Here is an 18016-nt window from a genome sequence, read left to right as displayed (position 1 = left end):
CCTCCATCCCCTATTGTTTAAACTTTTTCCAGATAGTTTCTTAACTCGATTACCATTGCACCCATTTTTTCATTATCAGGATACAAAATATTATTAATGCCATATTTTGTGAGTTGCCTGGCAGTTACCTTGCCAACTGCCGTTGCAATTATTTTTTCATTAAAAGAATCTGCCATTTTCTTATCTAGATCTGTATCACGAAATAGATTATTTACCTGCGTTTTACTCGTAAAAATGACACTATCTAGTTCCCGATTCACAATTTGTCTTCTTAACTTTTTAACAACAGCTTGATCGGGTTCCTTGTATTGATATGGTTTTGATAAATATATGTTATACCCCAATTGTTCGAGTCTGAATTTTATTTCATACTCATCCTCATTATATAACTGTATAAAAATATCATTACTATAATCTAATTGAACAGGAGATAATGAATTCAGCAATGAATTCATTGTTCCATCTTCAGATACATAGGTTGCCTGCAAATGATGCTTTTTTAACCAGTTAACCGTCTTACTTCCTCGTACCACCAATTTTGCGTTCTTTAATACTTGAATAAACTCTTCATGACATTTCAAACGCTCAGCTGCCCGCTCAAGCGTCTCTGCACCAATACCCGTTGTTAAAATGACGATTGGGTATGAATAAGAAACTAGTGCGGAAACGTTTCTTTCACTTTCTTTTTCATTTAAATGGAGCTCTCCCTGTATTGGATGAACAGATGGTATACCTCCGCTCTTTTGCACAAGGACAGCAATTGCTTCTGCTCGCCTGCTAGCAGCAATTCCAATTTTCTTATTCTCTAGGCCTTTCCCCATTACTTCTCCTTTCTTCTACCATTTTCGTAAACCATCTCAGCGTTGTGGACTGGATATCCTTATTTAAAAAGCGCTCATCTATCATTTCTTTTAACAGCATTTTCCTCATTTGGTTACTTAGGGAAGTTTGTTTTAATAGCCTCCTGCTCTTATCCAGAAATTCAAGATATTCCTCATAATCCTCATCAAATAGAGTTTGTATTCTCCTCTTTATTTCCGCTGAGAGATGAGGACTAGCTCCATCCGTAGAAATACTTATAGACAACCTTCCTCGTCTAAAACTGGCAGGAAATGTTACATTCCCAGAATGAGCATCCGTTGCATCATTGACTAATACATGTGATGGTGCTGCTTTAAGGACTGATTGATTCACCATTTGATTACTTGTCGCAATCAGAATGAGAAAGGCATCTTGAATATCCGCAGTTTCGAATTTTTTTCCTATCCATTTTATTTTTCCCGTCTCCCAGTCTTTTCTAATTTCTTCTGTTATCTCTGGACTTATGACGGTAATAAGAGCTCCACTTTCCTTTAGATGCCTTATTCTTTTCTCCGCTACGGATCCGCCTCCAATAACGACAACCTTTTTCTCATTTAAATTAATCATAAGCGGGATGAATGTCATGTTAAGTAACCTCTTTATCTGTATGAATCAAATTGTTTCATAAACTCTATCTTTTAATGCCGCAACGATGGAAGGATGGTTTCCCAGTTGGTGACATACTATGATTTCTTTTCCAAAAGAATGGTATTCATTTACCCTCTTTTCAATGGTCTCCATTAGCACCCCTGTAAACCATAAATAGGGAACGATAAACACTTGAGAATGCTCGCCCTTTAATACATTATGTAAGCCTTCTTCAAATGATGGAGAACAAGCAGCTAAATAACAGGTTTCCACTTCTCGGTCCACTTTTTCTTTCAGCTGCTCTGCAATTTCCTCTATATCCTGCTTCGTCCTGGGATTATTGCTTCCTCTTCCAATCAGCAAAATTTTTGCATCTGGATTTAAAGGAACACCAGTTTCCTCTATTCGATCCTTTAAAATGTGAGTTAATCGCTTTTGTACCCCGAGTGGTTTGCCATAAGTAAATTTTATTTTCGGATATTTTTTTCTAACCCTGTCGACTTCTTCGGGTATATCGTGGAAATAATGCCCCGCACTTAACAATAAAACAGGTACAATCGAAATCCTTGATACGCCTTGTTTAACTAGCGAATCGATTCCTTGCTCTATATTGGGATTCGCTAGCTCTAGAAAACAAATTTCTTGTAAATCGATATTCACCTGTTCCCTCACCAAGGAAAGAAATGCTATTGCTTCAGCAGTCGCTTCTGGTCTGCGACTTCCATGGCTCACATATAATACCCCTTGCATGTCTTCCCCCCTCTTCAGCCGATAACCGCCTGAGCAATCTTGGTCTTTTCAAGGGAAGCATTCTCAAACCACTGTATTTTCTCCCTTAGCCCAACCACTTCTCCAATAATAATCATGGAAGGGTTTTTAAAGGCATGGGCTCTTGTCACAATATTAGCTAAAGTCCCTGTGACTGTTTGTTGTTTATCAGTTGTTCCCCAATGAATGAGTGCTACTGGTGTATTCGAATCACGACCATGTCGTATTAAACGTTCACAAATATCTGGCAGTTTTTTTACTCCCATGTAAATGCAGAGTGTGTCAGAGCCTTGTGCTAGGTTTTTCCAATAAGCCTCTTCTGATTCTGCTGTTTTACTTACTCCAGAAACAAAGGAGACAGATGAACTATAATCTCGATGGGTTAGTGGAATACCCGCATATGCTGGAGCAGCTGATCCCGAGGTAATTCCTGGAACAATCTCAAAAGGAATACCATTTTCCTTAAGTATTTCTGCTTCTTCTCCACCTCTGCCAAAAATAAAAGGATCTCCACCCTTTAGCCGTGTAACTACCTTACCTTGATGAGCAAATTTGCACAGCAAAGCATTAATTGTTTCCTGTGTTAATGTATGCTGATCAGGACGCTTGCCACAATAGATAAGTTCTGCCTTATCTTTTGCGTAATTGAGAAGCTCAGGATTTACTAATCGATCATATAAAATGACATCTGATTGCTCGATCGCCTTTACGCCTTTTACTGTTATTAACTCTGGATCTCCAGGACCCGCCCCTACCAAGTAAACCTTACCCATCTTTCCACCGCCTTTCACTATTAGCCTCTTGTTTTACTTGCCCCATGAAAGTTAAGCCCTGACTCGACCTTTTCCACTATTCCTGCACGGATAACAAAATCACCAAAATGTTCCCCAGCCATACGCTCATTTGCATATTGGAAAAGCATTGATCTTAAGGATTTAAGAATTTCTTCTTCACCAATGTTTTCTTGATAGAGTCTATTCAAACGAGTCCCGTTAAATGCTCCACCTAAATACATGTTGTATTTTCCTGGTGCTTTTCCAATAAAGGCAATTTCAGCCAAGGCTGGTCGTGAGCATCCATTTGGACAGCCAGACATACGTATGACTATTTCTTCTTCACTCAATCCGGCTTCATCAAGGATGACTTCAATTTTATCAATTAGTTTAGGAAGATATCGCTCTGACTCCGCCATCGCAAGGCCACAGGTTGGAAAAGCAACACATGCTATTGAGTTTCTTCTTAAACCAGAATAATGCTTCCCTTCTGTGAGCTGATATTTTTCAACAAGTTCATCTATTTGCTTTTTCTTTTGAGTGGTAACATTTGCTATGATGACATTCTGATTAGGTGTAAGTCGGAACTCCCCTGTGTGAACCTTCGCAATCTCACGTAATCCAGTACGAAGGAGATAACCGTCAAAATCTTTGATCCGACCATTTTGAATAAACAGGGTTAAATGCCATCTTCCTTTTCCTTTCACCCACCCGTATTTGTCACCGTTAGAATCAAATTGGAATGGACGCGCCTCTTCTAAATCCCAGCCAAGTCGTTCATTCAGTTCTTCTTTCAGCCAATCTAAACCGTAACGGTCAATAGTATATTTAAAACGTGCATTTTTTCGATTAGAACGATTTCCAAAGTCGCGTTGAATGGTTACAATCTTCTCTGCTACATCTGTCACTTTATCAGGAGAGCAGAAACCGACTAGTTTAGCTACTTGAGGATAGGTATCTGTGTCACCATGAGTCATTCCCATTCCCCCTCCTGCAAGAACATTGAATCCTTGCAGCTTTCCATCTTCAATGATGGCAACGAACCCTAAGTCTTGTGAGTAAATATCTACATCATTTGATGGAGGAACAGCAACACCAATCTTAAATTTCCTCGGTAAGTAAGTAGCACCATATATTGGCTCTACTTCTTCTGGCGCACGACTATCTATTACCTTTTCTTTGTCTAGCCAAATTTCATGATATGCATTTGTTTCTGGCAGGAGGTGATCACTTATTTTCTTTGCATATTCATAAACCTCTTCATGTGCATCAGACTGTTCCGGGTTTACATTGGACATTACATTTCTGTTGATATCTCCACAAGCAGCTATAGTGGAAATTAACTCGTCATTCATTTCTTTAATAGTCTGTTTTAAGTTCCATTTCAAAATTCCATGCAATTGAAACGTTTGTCTAGTAGTCAATCTCATTGTTTCATTTCCATATTTGGAAGCTAATTCATCGATTCTCAGCCACTGTTCTGGAGTAGTCACACCCCCAGGCAAACGGGCACGAATCATAAATTGATAAGCTGGCTCTAACATTTTCCTTCTTCGTTCATCACGTACATCACGATCATCCTGTTGGTAGCTGCCGTGAAATTTTAAAAGCTTGTTATCTGCCTCTGAAATAGCACCTGTAATTCTATCTTGCAATCCTTCTGCTATGGTTCCCCTTAAATAATTACTGTCTGACTTAATCTGCTCCAATGGATCTAGTGGTCCATTCTGGTTATGTGGATGATTTTTTGACATTCCGCTTTCTCCTCTCTAGCATGCTTAGATATCTTAATAGACGTCTCTTTGATAACGTTTTTGTTTTCGCATCTCTGACAAGTAGCTCTCTGCCGCTTCCTGGCTCATATTTCCCTGATCTACTAGAATGTCTACTAACGTCTGATGAACATCCTTAGCCATGTTTTTCTCATCCCCGCAGATGTATAGATGTGCCCCTGCTTGAAGCCATTGATAAAGCTCCTCACGCGCTTCCCGCATCCGGTGCTGAACATATACTTTTTCACTCGTATCACGGGAGAATGCAACATCCATCTTAGTTAACACGCCATCCTTCAGCCATCTTTGCCATTCTACCTGATAAAGAAAATCACTCGAGAAATGCTGTTCTCCAAAGAAGAGCCATGTTTTCCCTTTTATACCTAATTCCTCTAATTCCTCTAGGTATGAGCGGAAAGGGGCTACTCCCGTACCAGGACCAACCATAATGACTGGTGTATTTGGATCAAAAGGAAATTTAAAATTCGGATTGCGATGAATGTACACGGACAAGGTATCACCAGGCTCCACACGCTCTGAGCATTGACCCGAACATACCCCAGCAAATTCTTGTCTGAATCCAGGATACTTAACGGATCCAATCAGGAGTTTCACCTCATCTGGATTTGCTTTATAACTACTTGTTATCGAATATAGCCGGACAGGCATTTTACGCAGAATTCCAATAAACGCTTCTGGAACAACATCCTTTGGTGGATATTCTCGTACTAAATCTAGTAAGTCACGTCCATCGATATATGTCTTTATCTCATCATCACTTGACTCATTTAGGAATGTTGTCAGTTCATCGTTATGAAAGAGTTCTCCTGCCTTCACCAGTAGTGGCTTTGTTAACCTTGAAACCTCAAAATGTGTAAGAAAGGCCTCACGCACGGAACGTCTTTCTCCTTGTTTATTAATTAGTACACTTTCCTCAGGATTCCATTTTAATTCTGAAATTATTTCTTCTACTAATTCAGGATCATTCTGTGGGTATATTCCAAGACTATCTCCCGGCTCATATTCAAAGTTAGAACCCTCCAAAGATAACTCTAAATGCCTTGTTTCTTTGTTTGATCCCGCTCCATTTAAATTAATATTTTCTAATACCTCTGCCTGAAATGGGTTTGTACGTGAATACACGGATTTCTCTTCTGGAATTCCTACATTGAGCGGTCGTGTTCCTTCGTTAAGATCCAATGTTTTAGATTCATCCAACTTTTGCAGGATGCCTTCTACCCATTCAGCAGCAGGCTCATCAAAATCTACATCACAATCAATACGTGCATAAAGTCTTTCAGCTCCCAATTCCTCAAGGCGTTTATCAAAGTCCTTCCCAGTCTGACAGAAAAATTCATAGGATTGGTCTCCAAGAGAAAGCACTGAGAATCTTACATCATTAAGTTTGGGAGCTTTTCTGCTGTGAAGAAATTCATAAAACGAGATAGCATTCTCAGGTGGATCACCGTCACCATGAGTCGCTGTAATAATCAATAAATCCTGTACTTTCTTTAAGTCTTTCGGTTTAAAATCGTCTAGAGAAGAAACATTGACCTCTATTTCTCTCTCTTTTATCTTCTCACCTAAATCTTCTGCAAGCATTTGAGCTGTACCAGTTTCCGTTCCATATAGGATAGTCACATCTCTCACACTTACGTGATTTAATGGCTGTTTGCTTTCTACTGGTTCTAAGGTTGCGTTCAATTCTGCCTCTGCTTGGAAACTAGCATTTGCATTCTGGGAGACTGCTAAATAACCGCTTAACCATATACGTTGTGTTTCCGTAAGCGTTGGTAGAAGCAAATTTAAATATTCCGTTTGTTCTTTATTAAAAGGGCTGTTTGTTACTTGCAATTGCATTTATCATCACCTCACATAGCAAAGTATTTTGGGTATTGCTCTTGGTTTTCCCTGTTTCAAAGTAAGACTGAAAATAATTCATTTGACCTAATTCGATGTTATCATATTGACTTACTAGGTTTTTAATAGAAAAAAATATGGTATTTTAACCACTTTGTTCATCTTTATCTTTGACAGAGGTATGAAGTCCACACTCCGTTTTATTAAATCCTGACCATCTCCCTGCACGTGCATCTTCAGAATTTAATACCTGCGAAGTGCATGGTATACATCCAATACTAGGATAATGATGATCATGCAATTCATTGTAAGGAAGATTATGTTCTTTGATATAATTCCATACATCATCCCAAGTCCAGTAGATTAATGGGCATACTTTTACAGATTGAAATCTCTCGTCTTTATTAATAAAATTGGTTTTACTTCTTGATAGAGATTGTTCTCTGCGAAGTCCTGAAATCCATGCGACCTGCCCGCTCAGCGCTTCTTCCAGCGGTTTTATTTTACGAATCGCACAACACTGGTCAGGATTTCTTTTCCACAAAGCTGAGCCAAATTGGGCAGCCTGTTCTTCTAAGGTTAATTTTGGCTTCTTCATATGAATTCGCAGGTGTGGATATTTACTCTTCACCCTATCAATTAAATCATATGTTTCTTGAAAATGAAGATCAGTATCTAAGAATACAATATCAGCGTCTTTTTTTACTTTAGAGATTAGGTCGATTAAAACAACCCCTTCGGCACCAAAACTGCATGCATAAACGATATCCTCTTGATACGTTTTATATGCCCAATCCAAGATGGTGGAAGCCCCTTTTGTTTTATCTGTCGGGGTCCAATCTTTAAATGGGACATCAGAAAAATTCTCATATGTTACTGAATTATGATGCATCCCCCTACTCCCTCCTAGGATTTCAAATCGAAAAAAATCTCTTCTAAATATTAGAAGAGATTAGCTGCTTAGTCTATTTACGACTATACACCACTCTTCTTATCTTTCAGACAATAATCTGCAGGAATAGGCACTGTGTAGATCCACCTGTTACCGAGGTTTCATCAGGATCTACTCTTGCACCTCTCGTGATAAGAATTTAATCATTAGTAATACAATATGAATTGTCAGTATTATAACTTGATTTTTTTTGGTAGTCAATAGTAAATTCGAAATAGACAGAAATAGTCATTATATTATAGGAATGGACATGTAATTGTACATCCTTCCATAAAAACTTTAATATGGTGATGTATTTTTTTGCAGAAAAATATTTTTACAATTGCTTTAATTATCATATTCTCGATATTGAGTTGGGGTGATACCTATTTCTTTTTTGAATACTCGAGAAAAATAGGAAGCATCCTCATATCCAACAATCCAAGCAATTTCCTCTATGGTTAATGTTTCTGTTTTTAGCAAATGCTTCGCATGGTTTATCCGCAGCATTTGCTGGTATGCTGTTATGGTCATATTAGTTTCTTGTTTAAACTTACGTGACAGATGGCTTGGATGTGTATAAAATTTAGAAGCTAGTTCTTCTTTGTCGATCTGCTCGTCATAATGATTCAGTAAGTATTCAAGCACCTTTTGCGTTATACTGGAATAACCCTTTAATGTATGTTCAGCGACAATTTGACAATATTCAATTATCATCTTGTCTTGAAGTTGATTCATGGTTGCCAATTGACTACTGTTTTCTATTTCGTATGCAAACTTCTCTGAGACCCGATGCAGTATCGTTGCTGGTACATGACTTCTTCTAGCCGCACTTCGCAGTAATGTGTTTAGAATAATACAGTTATTTTTCATCCCTCGTAATGGTTGATTTGTAAAGCGTTCTGAAAATGAAAAAAGTACATTATTTGAACTAATAAGTTTTAAAGCGGCTTCTCTATCTCCATTCTCTACCGCATACATAAATTCATTTTCTATTTTATAACGTAATTCTACTAAGTCTGCTTCGACTTTATTACTTGTTTCTACTTTTTTTCTTTCTGATGATACTGTCTTATTCTCTAGGTCAATAATGATTGGCTTTGTTTCAGCACGGACCAAGTGTTTCACCTGTTGAAGTACGCTTGCAAAGCTATCCGCTTCCGCAGCTGTCAATACATGAATCTTCTCTACTTCTAGACGTAAGTCATTTGTTTGCCTGCTTCCAAGATGATATTGACGGGAGAATTGATAAACGTTGGGTATCATATCAAAATATGGACCGATAATAAAACAATATCTTCTGTCTTCAATCTGAAAAGAATAACCATGAAAATGAAGGCCCCACTCATTAATATAGGTATATACCTGATCCTCTTGATTTATTACAGAGTAAAAAGAAAAGATATCCTCAAGCTCTGCCCCAGGCATAAATGAAGGAATAGAGATTGTTTTTTGTTGATATAACAGTTCTCCTTGATGGTCTACTACGTATACATTTAAATCGGTTACATGATGCAGTTTTAGAGCTGTTGCTATGAGCTTTGATTGTTCCACAAAGGTGCCCCCTATTTTTTACCTATATTAAAACTATTATCCTGATTATGTTATAAAAGTCCTAACTTATTTTTATATCATTCATTATAATAGAACCAGCACAACTCGTTCAACTCATATAAAGGAAACTTGCTTCACCAAACTGAAGCAACATTCACTTAATAGAAGATGAAAGCGTTGATACTTTGCTGAAGACCTGAATGGGTTAAAACAATATATAGAGGAGAATTTTATGAGTAATCACCAGGATGCACACATTGTAATTGATAAAAAACAATCTATTTTTTCAAAAATATTAGAAATTATTGCAGGCAGCTTTGCCTCCATTATTGGCGTTTTAGCTGGAGCTGGTTTACTGAAAGCTTTACTATCCGTTTTAACAATGATTGGATGGCTCTCCTCTGAAAGCGGTACCTATATTGTTTTATCCGCAGCAGGCAGTGCCGTATTTTATTTTCTTCCAATTTTCTTAGGAATATCTATTGCCATCAAATTAGGAGCTAACGGGTATGTCGGAGGTGTTATAGGTGCTGCTCTTTTAACACCAGGTATTACTCAACTAGTAGAAGAAGGTGTCACTACCATTGACTTCTTAGGTTTACCAGTGTTATTAGCCGACTATTCTTCCACCGTTTTTCCGATTTTTATTGCTATGTTTGTTTATGCAGGATTGGATAAAATTTTAAAGAAGGTCATTTACAAAGATATTCAAATGTTTATTAATCCTATGATTTCATTACTTATTCTCGTTCCATTGACTATGCTTGTTTTTGGACCGCTTGGAACACTTCTTGGTGAAGGTCTTGGTTCGGTTATTAACTTCTTAAGTGTTAAAAGTGGGTTATTAGCCGGCGCAGTTTTAGGTAGTACATGGACATTCCTCACGATAGCAGGTTTACACTGGACAGTAATTCCACTTGCTATAGCGAATTTAGCAACAGGTCCAGACCCTATTATTGCAATGGCTGCTGCTGCGCCATTTGCACAAATAGGTATTGGTTTAGCAGTCCTAATGCGTACAAGAGACAAAGACTTGAAGGCAATAGCTGTAAGTGGCATTGTACCAGGTGCATTAGCCGGAACGACAGAAGCAATTAATTATGGAATTATTTTACGATATAGAAAAACAATGATTTATGTTATTATCGCAAGTGCGATTGGTGGAGCGATAAACGGAACATTAGGTGTAGTGATGAATGATTTTGTATTACCAAGTGTTTTAGCGATTCCTGCTTTTAGTCCAATTGGGCAATTTGTCATTGGTGTAACCGTTGCATTTGCACTAGGCTTCTTATTCACTTTTGTATTTGGATATGAAAATAAAAACCAAAAAAGGATAGATCATTTTATCCAAGTAAGCTCAGAAACAATAAGAAGTCCACTAAAAGGAAAAGTAATCTCCTTAACTGAATTTAAGGACCCATTATTTGCATCAGAACGCGTCGGAAAAGGAATTGTCATCGTACCTGAAACAGGAGATGTTTATTCACCTGTAGATGGAGTGATTTCTACTTTATTCCCTACTAAACATGCGATTGGCATAACTTCAAATGACGGTGCTGAAATACTAATTTATATCGGTGTAGACACTGTAAAATTAAATGGAGAACATTTCAAAGCTCATATCAAACAAGGAGATAAAGTGAAACAAGGAGACCTGCTTCTTCAATTTGATATAGAAAGAATGAAAGCATTAGGATATCAAACAACAAGCCCTATAGTCATTACAAATACAGAAAAATATTTAGATATAGAACCAACAACAAATACAACAGTTGATCTAAAAGAAGAATTATTGAGGATGACTGTTTAGCAAATTGGACTCGCATTTAAATGCGAGTCTTTTTAATACATCTTGCAATTTCCCCTTGAAGGCAAAGCATCCCCTATCTATACCTAAGATTTCTTAAATCCCTTGAAAACTTCACTAAAATAAAACAGTCTTTTAAAAGGAATTTTACAATCTCATGCTAAGATAAAGTTATCTCATTACCTTAGGAGGTTTTTAAGAGATGGATGTGCGAGCAATCTTTATTGATATGGATGGGACGTTATTAACCTCATCAAATGAAATCTCATTACGCAATGCTCAGGCAATTAATAATGCAATGAATCAAGGCATAAAGGTCTTCTTAGCTACTGGTCGTCATTATGATATCACTGTTCCTTATCATAGAGCACTTGGCCTGCAAACTCCGATGGTTTGTTTAAATGGTGCAGCCATTCATGATGGTAGAACAGGAAAAGCTGTCCAGTTAAATCCAGTCTTAATAAATGAAGAACGATTTCATCAGTTAACAGACAAGATATCTTGTAACGTCATTATACATACGTCTAATGGCATCTATTGTAAAGAAATGAATGAAGAAATTGAACGGTGGATTGTAGAAGGAAATGTCGCTCCTCGTTATGTAGGTAATCTGAAACAAGCAACATATGAGAATGTCTTAAAATATTCCATTCATACCGGAAACTCATGTCCCCAATTTTCCCGCATCTTCCAGGACGAAGCAGACGTTATTGATTGGGATGACGGCTTTGAAATAATGGCACAAGGGATTTCAAAATGGTATGCTATTAAATCTTTGCTTCGTGCATATGGAATACATCCATCAGAGGCAGTTACATTTGGAGATGGTCCAAATGATATACAGATGCTTCAAAATGCTGGTACAGGCGTAGCAATGGGAAACGCAGCACCACATGTTAAAGCAATGGCAGATTTTATTACAGATCACCATGAAGAAGACGGTTTAGCACAATTTATTGAGCGACATCTTATTAAATCTGTTGCTATCTAAATGAATAAAATGATACTTCTATATTTGACCCTTTATAACAACGTAGAAGGTTTCCCCCTACTAACTCGGTGAATTCAGACCTATAGAACAAAGCAACACCTTTGCCTCAAGCATTTTGTAAAGAAGCAAAGGTGCTTTTGTATTTACAAATCAAGTTGTCCTTATTGCTATTACTGACGATTTTGTATTCTTTTCTTTATTTCTTCGGCATTGGTGTCACTATATATGGAAGTTCCTGCTCCACCAGAGGTCATAGCTAGAAAAGACTTCACTTCATTATACGACATACCTGAATTTGCATTTTTCTTTTTAACCTCTTCAATATCTGTGCCTGCTGCTGTATAGGAATTCTTAGGGGAGTTGTCCATTCATAAATCACCTCAAGCTTAATGTGTGTAGCTTTAAGTATTTTAAACAGACTCTTTTTTCCCGTTTATACCACCTTAAAGTACCGCTTCATTAAGTAAAATACTCTATCTTTGCCTCAGGGAATAATTTATGAATATATCCACCAATTGTGTCTTTTATATCTTCTTGCTGGTCCGTTTCATATACGTACTTGCCAATTCCATATTTACCCCATTTATATTTTCTCTTTGACTCATCTAACTCCAATTTAGTCATAGGATAATTTTCTTGAATAACCCGTTTTGCTGGTTTAGTGAATCGGTGCTGAATTAATTCAAAGGTTAAATCTTTCGTAGCAAAAGCTGGTAATTCACTATGAAGCTTTTCCAACATTTCAAGGTAACCCTCTTTCCAGCCCTCATGTATGTAAATCGGTGCAACAATAAAACCTAAAGGGTAACCTGCTTCAGCTACTTTAACTGCTGCTCCAATTCTTTCGTGCAATCGTGATGTACCAGGTTCAAAATATTTAATGATATATTCATCATTGATGCTAAAGCGAAATCTGGTTCTCCCATTATGTTCCGCATCCAATAAATGATCGACATGAGCAAATTTTGTAACAAACCGAAGCATACCTAAATCGGATTTACCGAAAAACTCAATTGCCCTTTTCAGTGTGTGTGTTAAATGATCGACACCAACAATATCAGACGTACAAGAAGCCTCAAATCGAGTGAAGTCTGGAGCTCTTTCTTTCATATACCCCTCCGCCGCCTCAAATATTTCATCTACATTTACATATGTCCTTATGTAAGGCTTGCTTCCCATCGTTGTTTGTAAATAACAATAATGACAATGCCCCATGCAACCCGTTGCAAACGGTATAGCATATTCTGCAGATGGTTTCGATGTATCGAATTTTAAAGTTTTTCGAACGCCCACAACAAGTGTTGATTTTGCCGTGCGATACTTTTGGAAGTGATTTTCTCCTGGTAAATTACGAATTTGATTATGGGAGGTTGTTTCTCGGATTTCAATATTCATATCCTCGAATTTACGTACTAATTCCTTCGCGAGTGGGTACTCCATCGCACGTGGCTCAACATATACCAGTTGTGGTACAAATGGTTTAACCAAAATAATCCACATCCTCTATATTGGCAGTACCGAAAGCTTCTTGGTATGCCCTTTCCGCTTCTGCCTCTGATTTGAATACTGCAAAATCATCAGTTAACGGATAGTATGTCTCATGAGAAAATAATGCTAATTCGTAAGGTTTATCCGGATTTACAACTACAGCTGCTTGCTGAACATGCGCAACTCCTTGAACATGAGGATTCCGAACAATAACATAAACGACCTCTCCAGGTTGAAACATTTCATTCATTTCCATTTATCATGACCTACTTTCTGTATGAAGGGTTATGACGATTCAAAAGCGCCTACTTGAAGGAAGGCGCTTTCTGCCATTCATTAAAATGTGATTTCTAAGCTGTGAAAGAGATTCAACACAGCCAAGTTTTAGGAGTTTCACAAAAGTGGCCTTCGTGTTGAAAGATTATTAAGCTGTTCTATTCATCTTTTCCAGTCGGTCTTCTGTATATGTCAGATGTTTGCATAGATCGTGGGGATGGTGTGTCAATATCCGTATCCTCCCCGAATTCCGTTCCATAATTTAATCTTCTAGTTGTTCTATCTTCAGGTACATCAACAGGATTTAGCAACGCTACAGCATAGTAAAGTCCACTCAATCCCACTAGACCATAAATAATTCTTGAGAAGAATGAATCTTGCCCTCCAAAAATTGCTGCGACTAAATCAAATTGAAATAAAGCAATCAGACCCCAGTTAAGTGCACCTATTATTATTAATGTTAATGCAATGGCTCTAAGAGTTTTCATCATAGTTCACCTCCTATTTTACCCTTCTTATCTTTTACTTTTTTATGTAATTTCATACAAAAACATTTAAGATTTTAGTTTTAAGTGAAACTTCACTCAAGTGAGTTTTTTTCATCTCTACCTATAATTCTTAAATTCTGCTCATTAAGGGCCTTACAGCCCAGCCTGCAATAAAGATTCCTCTTTTCATTCGTTCCGTTTCTTGCCTCGCGCTGTAATCCAAATCGAACTAGTATTCTGGAAATAACTTTTCTGTTAAGGAAGAAATTCTTCGTGTACAATAGAGTTTGGATATTTATCATTACAACAGGATTGCAGACATGAAAGGAGTTTATTTTTTGACTAATAAATATAATCTGCCTGCTAATATTGAGGCTTTACTAGAAGAAAACACATCGCATATAGAGGCATTCCAAGAATTAATCCGTGATGGCGGGTATGTACCACCATCTATGGAATTACTTATAGATGCTATTACAGCATTAAGTTTAGGTAAAAATGTATTATTAAAAGGTCCAACTGGAGCTGGTAAAACAAAGTTTGCTGAAACATTATCCAATCTTTTTCACCAACCAATGTTTAGTGTAAACTGTTCTGTGGATCTAGATGCGGAAAGCTTACTCGGATTTAAGACATTAGCATATAACGAGGAGAAACAGGTAATAGAATTTGTTCCAGGTCCAGTTATTAATGCCATGACACATGGAACTTTTTTATATATTGACGAAATCAATATGGCTAAACCAGAAACTTTACCACTTATCAATGGAGTATTAGATTACCGCCGAACCATCACCAACCCTTTTACAAATGAAATTGTTACAGCAAAAGAAAGCTTTAATGTCATTGCAGCAATTAACGAGGGTTACATTGGTACGGTTCCATTAAACGAAGCACTGAAGAACCGCTTCGTTGTTATTGAAGTCCCATATATTGAAGGAGAGCAATTAAAACAACTAATTCAAACCAATACAAAGCTGCAGGATTCCAAGACGGTTGAACTATTTGTAAAGTTATCATCAGATCTAATAGAAGCTGTTTATCAAGGGAAATTATCTGAAGATGGTGCTTCCATTCGAGCTCTCTTAGACGCTTGTGATTTGAGTGTAATTATTCCGCCTAAACGAGCCATTCTTCGAGCAATTGTAGATAAGCTTGATGAAGAACGAGAAAGAGAATTCGTATTAAACCTCGCAGAAACACTATTTTAAAGGAGCATATTCATGTACCGTTTTCACGACGCAAAGGTCGATACTAATCTATTCTTACAGCTTCAGGATTTAACGACAGTCTTATCTGAACATGCTGATTTTACTTTCGAATACAGCTTTGGGTCGTTTATTGATACGATTAATAATCGTGTAACAGCTAGCAGAATGTGGGATACAGCAGAAAGTACCTTTCAAGTAGCTGGATATAAAACAGATGTGTATCTACGAACGCTTGGTACATTGCGCTATTCTAGCGTAAAGGCAATGAAGCAATATTTAGAGGATACAAATGAAGTTCATGTTAAAAAGTTCTCCACCCAGTTATTCGCACTGCTTGAGGACATTCGTTTAGAAGAATGGATTAAGAGAGATCGACCAGGGACGAAACATGTATTTCATACGAGAAGGAAATATTTAAAGCACAAATTTGAGAATGAACTTATCGCCCATGCAACCAGAGGACTTGAGCTAGATGAGTTATTTTGTCTTATTTATTTACTGATACAGTCCGATCATCCTGACCCTAGCTTCCCTCGTGTTAATGAAAAACAATTGGAACAATTAGAATCGATAAAACCGTTTCTTTATGAAGTTTTTGATGCCAAAAACACATCCGATATTGTAAACATTGCAGAAAGAATCGTCTTTCAAGTGGACAATCATTATAGAGATACGGTTCATGAGTATTTTATCTTTCCCATCTATCATATTGAAAGCTTAATCGAAAATCGCCTTTTTGATGAACTGACAAGAACAGATGATGTTAAAAATGATGACTCAGAAGAAGTAAATAATGAAGATAATGAGTATATTGACGAAGAATTTTCCACTTGGCACAGAGAGAACAAGAATGAGGACAGGAAACAAACCTTCCTGCAATTTAATTTGGATGTCGGAACGAAAACCAATATTATGGGTGGAGGCGCAAGAGAAACGGAAGATGCCGACCAAGCAATGGGAACGATTCAAGGTTCATCAGGAAAATCAAAGAAAAACGATTATTCCGAATTAGAATCTCTTGAGAAACAAGAAAATAGGAACGGTGCAAGCAGTGAAAATAAATACGGGGAAGAGAATAAGCATGCCGTGAAGCTAATAAAGGAAGCAGAACAGCCTTCCCGCGAAGATATACTGCTATACAGAGATTTCGTAAGGGAAATTGAGCCATTAAAAAGAAAGCTATCGAATATTATTAAAAAGACCATTGAGCATAAAAAGAATGCACCAAGAAAAGACTTAGTCGTTGGGCGCTTGTCCAAAAAATTACTTCCCATCATCTTGGATGAGAATCCAAGAGTCTTCTATAAAAAGAATCAGGAATCCAAGGAATTCGATGCAGTATTTACACTGCTTGTCGATTGTTCTGCCTCTATGCAAGGAAAAATGGAAGAAACAAAACGAGGAATTGTTCTTTTCCATGAGGTACTAAAACAATTTAACATCCCCCACTCCATTATTGGTTTTTGGGAAGACGCATTTGAAGTAAGTGAAAATTATCAACCAAACTATTTTCATGTTATTCACTCCTTCTCGGACTCATCCCAACATAATAATGGCGCAAAAATCATGCAGCTTGAGCCGCAAGAAGATAATCGGGACGGTTTTAGTATTCGAGTTGCAACGGAACAACTTGCTCTCCGCAGTGAAAAAAATAAATTCTTGCTTATCTTCTCTGATGGCGAACCAGCAGCCTCTAATTACGATCAAAATGGAATTGTAGATACGAATAAAGCTGTATCAGAAGCACGTAAAAAGGGGATGGAAGTGATTGGGATGTTTCTTTCCGATGGAGAAATTGATGAAGCAGAAGATATAACGATGCAAAATATATATGGACGAGAAAGGTTAATGATTCCTAGTGTATCAGAGTTGCCCGAACAATTTGCACCACTTTTAAAGAAACTATTGTTAAAAACCATATAGAGAAAACCGAGCGGGATTATTCAAGCTCGGTTTTTTTCTTCATTCTCATATTTATTTTCTAAATGATACGCAAACTTAGTTTTTTACTAAAATACTTTCTAAAGCTTCTTTATAAGTATTAAAATCTTTCTCAGAAAATAAAGTTAGCACAACACGTCCAAATTGATTTTCCTCTAAGAAGTCAATAATTGCTTTTATTGCTACTTTGGAAGCAAGATTGACCGGATAACGATATACACCTGTTGAAATAGAAGGAAATGAAATGCTGCCGATTCCATTATCCATCGCTAGCTGTAATGAATTCTTATACGCACTTTTTAGCTTCTCTTCAGAAACTTCCCTATTCCCTTCCCATACTGGACCAACAGTATGGATGACATAATCAGCTGGCAGCCGATAGCCCTTTGTAATGACTGCTCTGCCTGTTAAAAGGTAATTGCCGTCTAAATCATCTTCACGGATTCTCTTACATTCTTCTACTAATTCATCTCCTGCAGCTAGGTGGATTGCACCATCCACTCCGCCACCACCCATTAATGTTCCGTTAGCTGCATTTACAATTGCTTCTGTCGTCTGTTTCGTAATGTCCCCAATGATAAGTTCAAGCGAATTCCCATTAAGCTCTACTTTCATGATTTGCCTCCTCAGAGCATTTCTCTCTATCTATAGATTGAATCATTTCTTAACAAATACTTTACAAATATTTATTATAGCACTTTTTC

17 protein-coding genes and 1 riboswitch are annotated in these 18016 nt (G+C 37.3%); of the genes, 4 read left to right on the top strand and 13 right to left on the bottom strand.

All coding sequences use genetic code 11. The annotated features are described in order from the left end of the window. Window positions 1–17: 17 nt before the first annotated feature. From D8M04_RS00225 to D8M04_RS00190, 8 genes are all read right to left on the bottom strand, one after another. A complete protein-coding gene (locus D8M04_RS00225; RefSeq protein ID WP_121520233.1) occupies window positions 18–821 on the bottom strand; it encodes a uroporphyrinogen-III synthase in 804 nt (267 codons plus the stop codon). Continuing rightward, complete coding sequence (locus D8M04_RS00220) at window positions 799–1446, bottom strand: NAD(P)-binding protein (protein ID WP_121520231.1); 648 nt, start codon at window positions 1444–1446, stop codon at window positions 799–801. Before D8M04_RS00220 ends, D8M04_RS00225 begins: the two co-directional genes overlap by 23 nt. A 27-nt stretch (window positions 1447–1473) precedes the next feature. Further along, on the bottom strand, window positions 1474–2199 hold the full coding sequence (locus D8M04_RS00215; RefSeq protein ID WP_121520229.1) for a sirohydrochlorin chelatase: 726 nt from the start codon (window positions 2197–2199) through the stop codon (window positions 1474–1476). 14 nt (window positions 2200–2213) lie between these two features. Continuing rightward, complete coding sequence (gene cobA / locus D8M04_RS00210) at window positions 2214–2990, bottom strand: uroporphyrinogen-III C-methyltransferase (RefSeq protein WP_121521662.1); 777 nt, start codon at window positions 2988–2990, stop codon at window positions 2214–2216. Window positions 2991–3010: 20 nt separating this feature from the next. After that, window positions 3011–4744, bottom strand: coding sequence for an assimilatory sulfite reductase (NADPH) hemoprotein subunit (gene cysI / locus D8M04_RS00205; protein WP_121520227.1), 1734 nt, complete (start codon window positions 4742–4744; stop codon window positions 3011–3013). 33 nt (window positions 4745–4777) lie between these two features. Further along, on the bottom strand, window positions 4778–6622 hold the full coding sequence (locus tag D8M04_RS00200) for an assimilatory sulfite reductase (NADPH) flavoprotein subunit (protein ID WP_121520225.1): 1845 nt from the start codon (window positions 6620–6622) through the stop codon (window positions 4778–4780). 145 nt (window positions 6623–6767) lie between these two features. Then, window positions 6768–7514, bottom strand: coding sequence for a phosphoadenylyl-sulfate reductase (locus D8M04_RS00195; RefSeq protein WP_121520223.1), 747 nt, complete (start codon window positions 7512–7514; stop codon window positions 6768–6770). Between the two features lie 96 nt (window positions 7515–7610). Then, window positions 7611–7712, bottom strand: a riboswitch (SAM riboswitch). 189 nt (window positions 7713–7901) lie between these two features. Continuing rightward, window positions 7902–9107: an AraC family transcriptional regulator gene (locus D8M04_RS00190; RefSeq protein ID WP_121520221.1), complete on the bottom strand. Its 1206-nt coding sequence runs from the start codon at window positions 9105–9107 to the stop codon at window positions 7902–7904. 232 nt (window positions 9108–9339) lie between these two features. On the opposite strand from D8M04_RS00190, the gene D8M04_RS00185 reads away from it, so the two are divergent. Beyond that, entirely contained in the window at window positions 9340–10920 is a 1581-nt protein-coding gene (locus D8M04_RS00185; protein WP_121520219.1) for a glucose PTS transporter subunit IIA, read from the top strand. A gap of 199 nt (window positions 10921–11119) precedes the next feature. Next, window positions 11120–11908 carry an HAD family hydrolase gene (locus D8M04_RS00180; protein WP_121520217.1) on the top strand — a complete coding sequence of 263 codons (789 nt, stop codon included), beginning with the start codon at window positions 11120–11122 and terminating at the stop codon, window positions 11906–11908. A gap of 170 nt (window positions 11909–12078) precedes the next feature. Here the strand turns inward: D8M04_RS00180 and D8M04_RS00175 are convergent, their stop codons facing one another. The 4 genes from D8M04_RS00175 to D8M04_RS00160 all read right to left on the bottom strand — a co-directional run bounded on the left by D8M04_RS00175 (window position 12079) and on the right by D8M04_RS00160 (window position 14160). After that, entirely contained in the window at window positions 12079–12276 is a 198-nt protein-coding gene (locus D8M04_RS00175; protein WP_121520215.1) for a gamma-type small acid-soluble spore protein, read from the bottom strand. Between the two features lie 91 nt (window positions 12277–12367). Next, window positions 12368–13396, bottom strand: coding sequence for a spore photoproduct lyase (gene splB / locus D8M04_RS00170; RefSeq protein ID WP_121520213.1), 1029 nt, complete (start codon window positions 13394–13396; stop codon window positions 12368–12370). Beyond that, window positions 13389–13652, bottom strand: a complete 264-nt coding sequence (locus D8M04_RS00165; protein ID WP_187695387.1) for a transcriptional regulator SplA domain-containing protein — start codon at window positions 13650–13652, stop codon at window positions 13389–13391. The genes splB and D8M04_RS00165 overlap by 8 nt, the downstream gene beginning before the upstream one ends. 178 nt (window positions 13653–13830) lie before the next feature. Then, entirely contained in the window at window positions 13831–14160 is a 330-nt protein-coding gene (locus tag D8M04_RS00160; protein WP_121521660.1) for a DUF378 domain-containing protein, read from the bottom strand. A gap of 338 nt (window positions 14161–14498) precedes the next feature. Here D8M04_RS00160 and D8M04_RS00155 point away from each other — a divergent pair, with 338 nt between their 5' ends. Together D8M04_RS00155 and D8M04_RS00150 are read left to right on the top strand one after the other, a co-directional pair. After that, complete coding sequence (locus tag D8M04_RS00155) at window positions 14499–15371, top strand: ATP-binding protein (protein WP_246001078.1); 873 nt, start codon at window positions 14499–14501, stop codon at window positions 15369–15371. Between the two features lie 12 nt (window positions 15372–15383). Next, window positions 15384–17294: a vWA domain-containing protein gene (locus D8M04_RS00150; RefSeq protein WP_121520209.1), complete on the top strand. Its 1911-nt coding sequence runs from the start codon at window positions 15384–15386 to the stop codon at window positions 17292–17294. Window positions 17295–17369: 75 nt separating this feature from the next. On the opposite strand, the gene D8M04_RS00145 is transcribed toward D8M04_RS00150, so the two are convergent. Next, the gene (locus tag D8M04_RS00145) at window positions 17370–17927 is read right to left on the bottom strand and encodes an O-acetyl-ADP-ribose deacetylase (protein ID WP_121520207.1); all 558 of its coding nucleotides are present in this window, start codon (window positions 17925–17927) and stop codon (window positions 17370–17372) included. Window positions 17928–18016: the final 89 nt, after the last annotated feature.

It is taken from the genome of Oceanobacillus piezotolerans (genome assembly GCF_003665065.1).
GTDB lineage: Bacteria > Bacillota > Bacilli > Bacillales > Amphibacillaceae > Oceanobacillus > Oceanobacillus piezotolerans.
Note: the sequence above shows the minus strand (reverse complement) of the source record. Positions and strands in the feature narration are given on the sequence as shown.

Bases quoted from the DNA above. Each gene is read 5' to 3' on its own strand.
- D8M04_RS00225 (WP_121520233.1), bottom strand. From the start codon at position 821: ATGGGGAAAGGCCTAGAGAATAAGAAAATTGGAATTGCTGCTAGCAGG.
- D8M04_RS00220 (WP_121520231.1), bottom strand. From the start codon at position 1,446: ATGACATTCATCCCGCTTATGATTAATTTAAATGAGAAAAAGGTTGTC.
- D8M04_RS00215 (WP_121520229.1), bottom strand. From the start codon at position 2,199: ATGCAAGGGGTATTATATGTGAGCCATGGAAGTCGCAGACCAGAAGCG.
- cobA (WP_121521662.1), bottom strand. From the start codon at position 2,990: ATGGGTAAGGTTTACTTGGTAGGGGCGGGTCCTGGAGATCCAGAGTTA.
- cysI (WP_121520227.1), bottom strand. From the start codon at position 4,744: ATGTCAAAAAATCATCCACATAACCAGAATGGACCACTAGATCCATTG.
- D8M04_RS00200 (WP_121520225.1), bottom strand. From the start codon at position 6,622: ATGCAATTGCAAGTAACAAACAGCCCTTTTAATAAAGAACAAACGGAA.
- D8M04_RS00195 (WP_121520223.1), bottom strand. From the start codon at position 7,514: ATGCATCATAATTCAGTAACATATGAGAATTTTTCTGATGTCCCATTT.
- D8M04_RS00185 (WP_121520219.1), top strand. From the start codon at position 9,340: ATGAGTAATCACCAGGATGCACACATTGTAATTGATAAAAAACAATCT.
- D8M04_RS00180 (WP_121520217.1), top strand. From the start codon at position 11,120: ATGGATGTGCGAGCAATCTTTATTGATATGGATGGGACGTTATTAACC.
- D8M04_RS00175 (WP_121520215.1), bottom strand. From the start codon at position 12,276: ATGGACAACTCCCCTAAGAATTCCTATACAGCAGCAGGCACAGATATT.
- D8M04_RS00165 (WP_187695387.1), bottom strand. From the start codon at position 13,652: ATGGAAATGAATGAAATGTTTCAACCTGGAGAGGTCGTTTATGTTATT.
- D8M04_RS00160 (WP_121521660.1), bottom strand. From the start codon at position 14,160: ATGAAAACTCTTAGAGCCATTGCATTAACATTAATAATAATAGGTGCA.
- D8M04_RS00150 (WP_121520209.1), top strand. From the start codon at position 15,384: ATGTACCGTTTTCACGACGCAAAGGTCGATACTAATCTATTCTTACAG.
- D8M04_RS00145 (WP_121520207.1), bottom strand. From the start codon at position 17,927: ATGAAAGTAGAGCTTAATGGGAATTCGCTTGAACTTATCATTGGGGAC.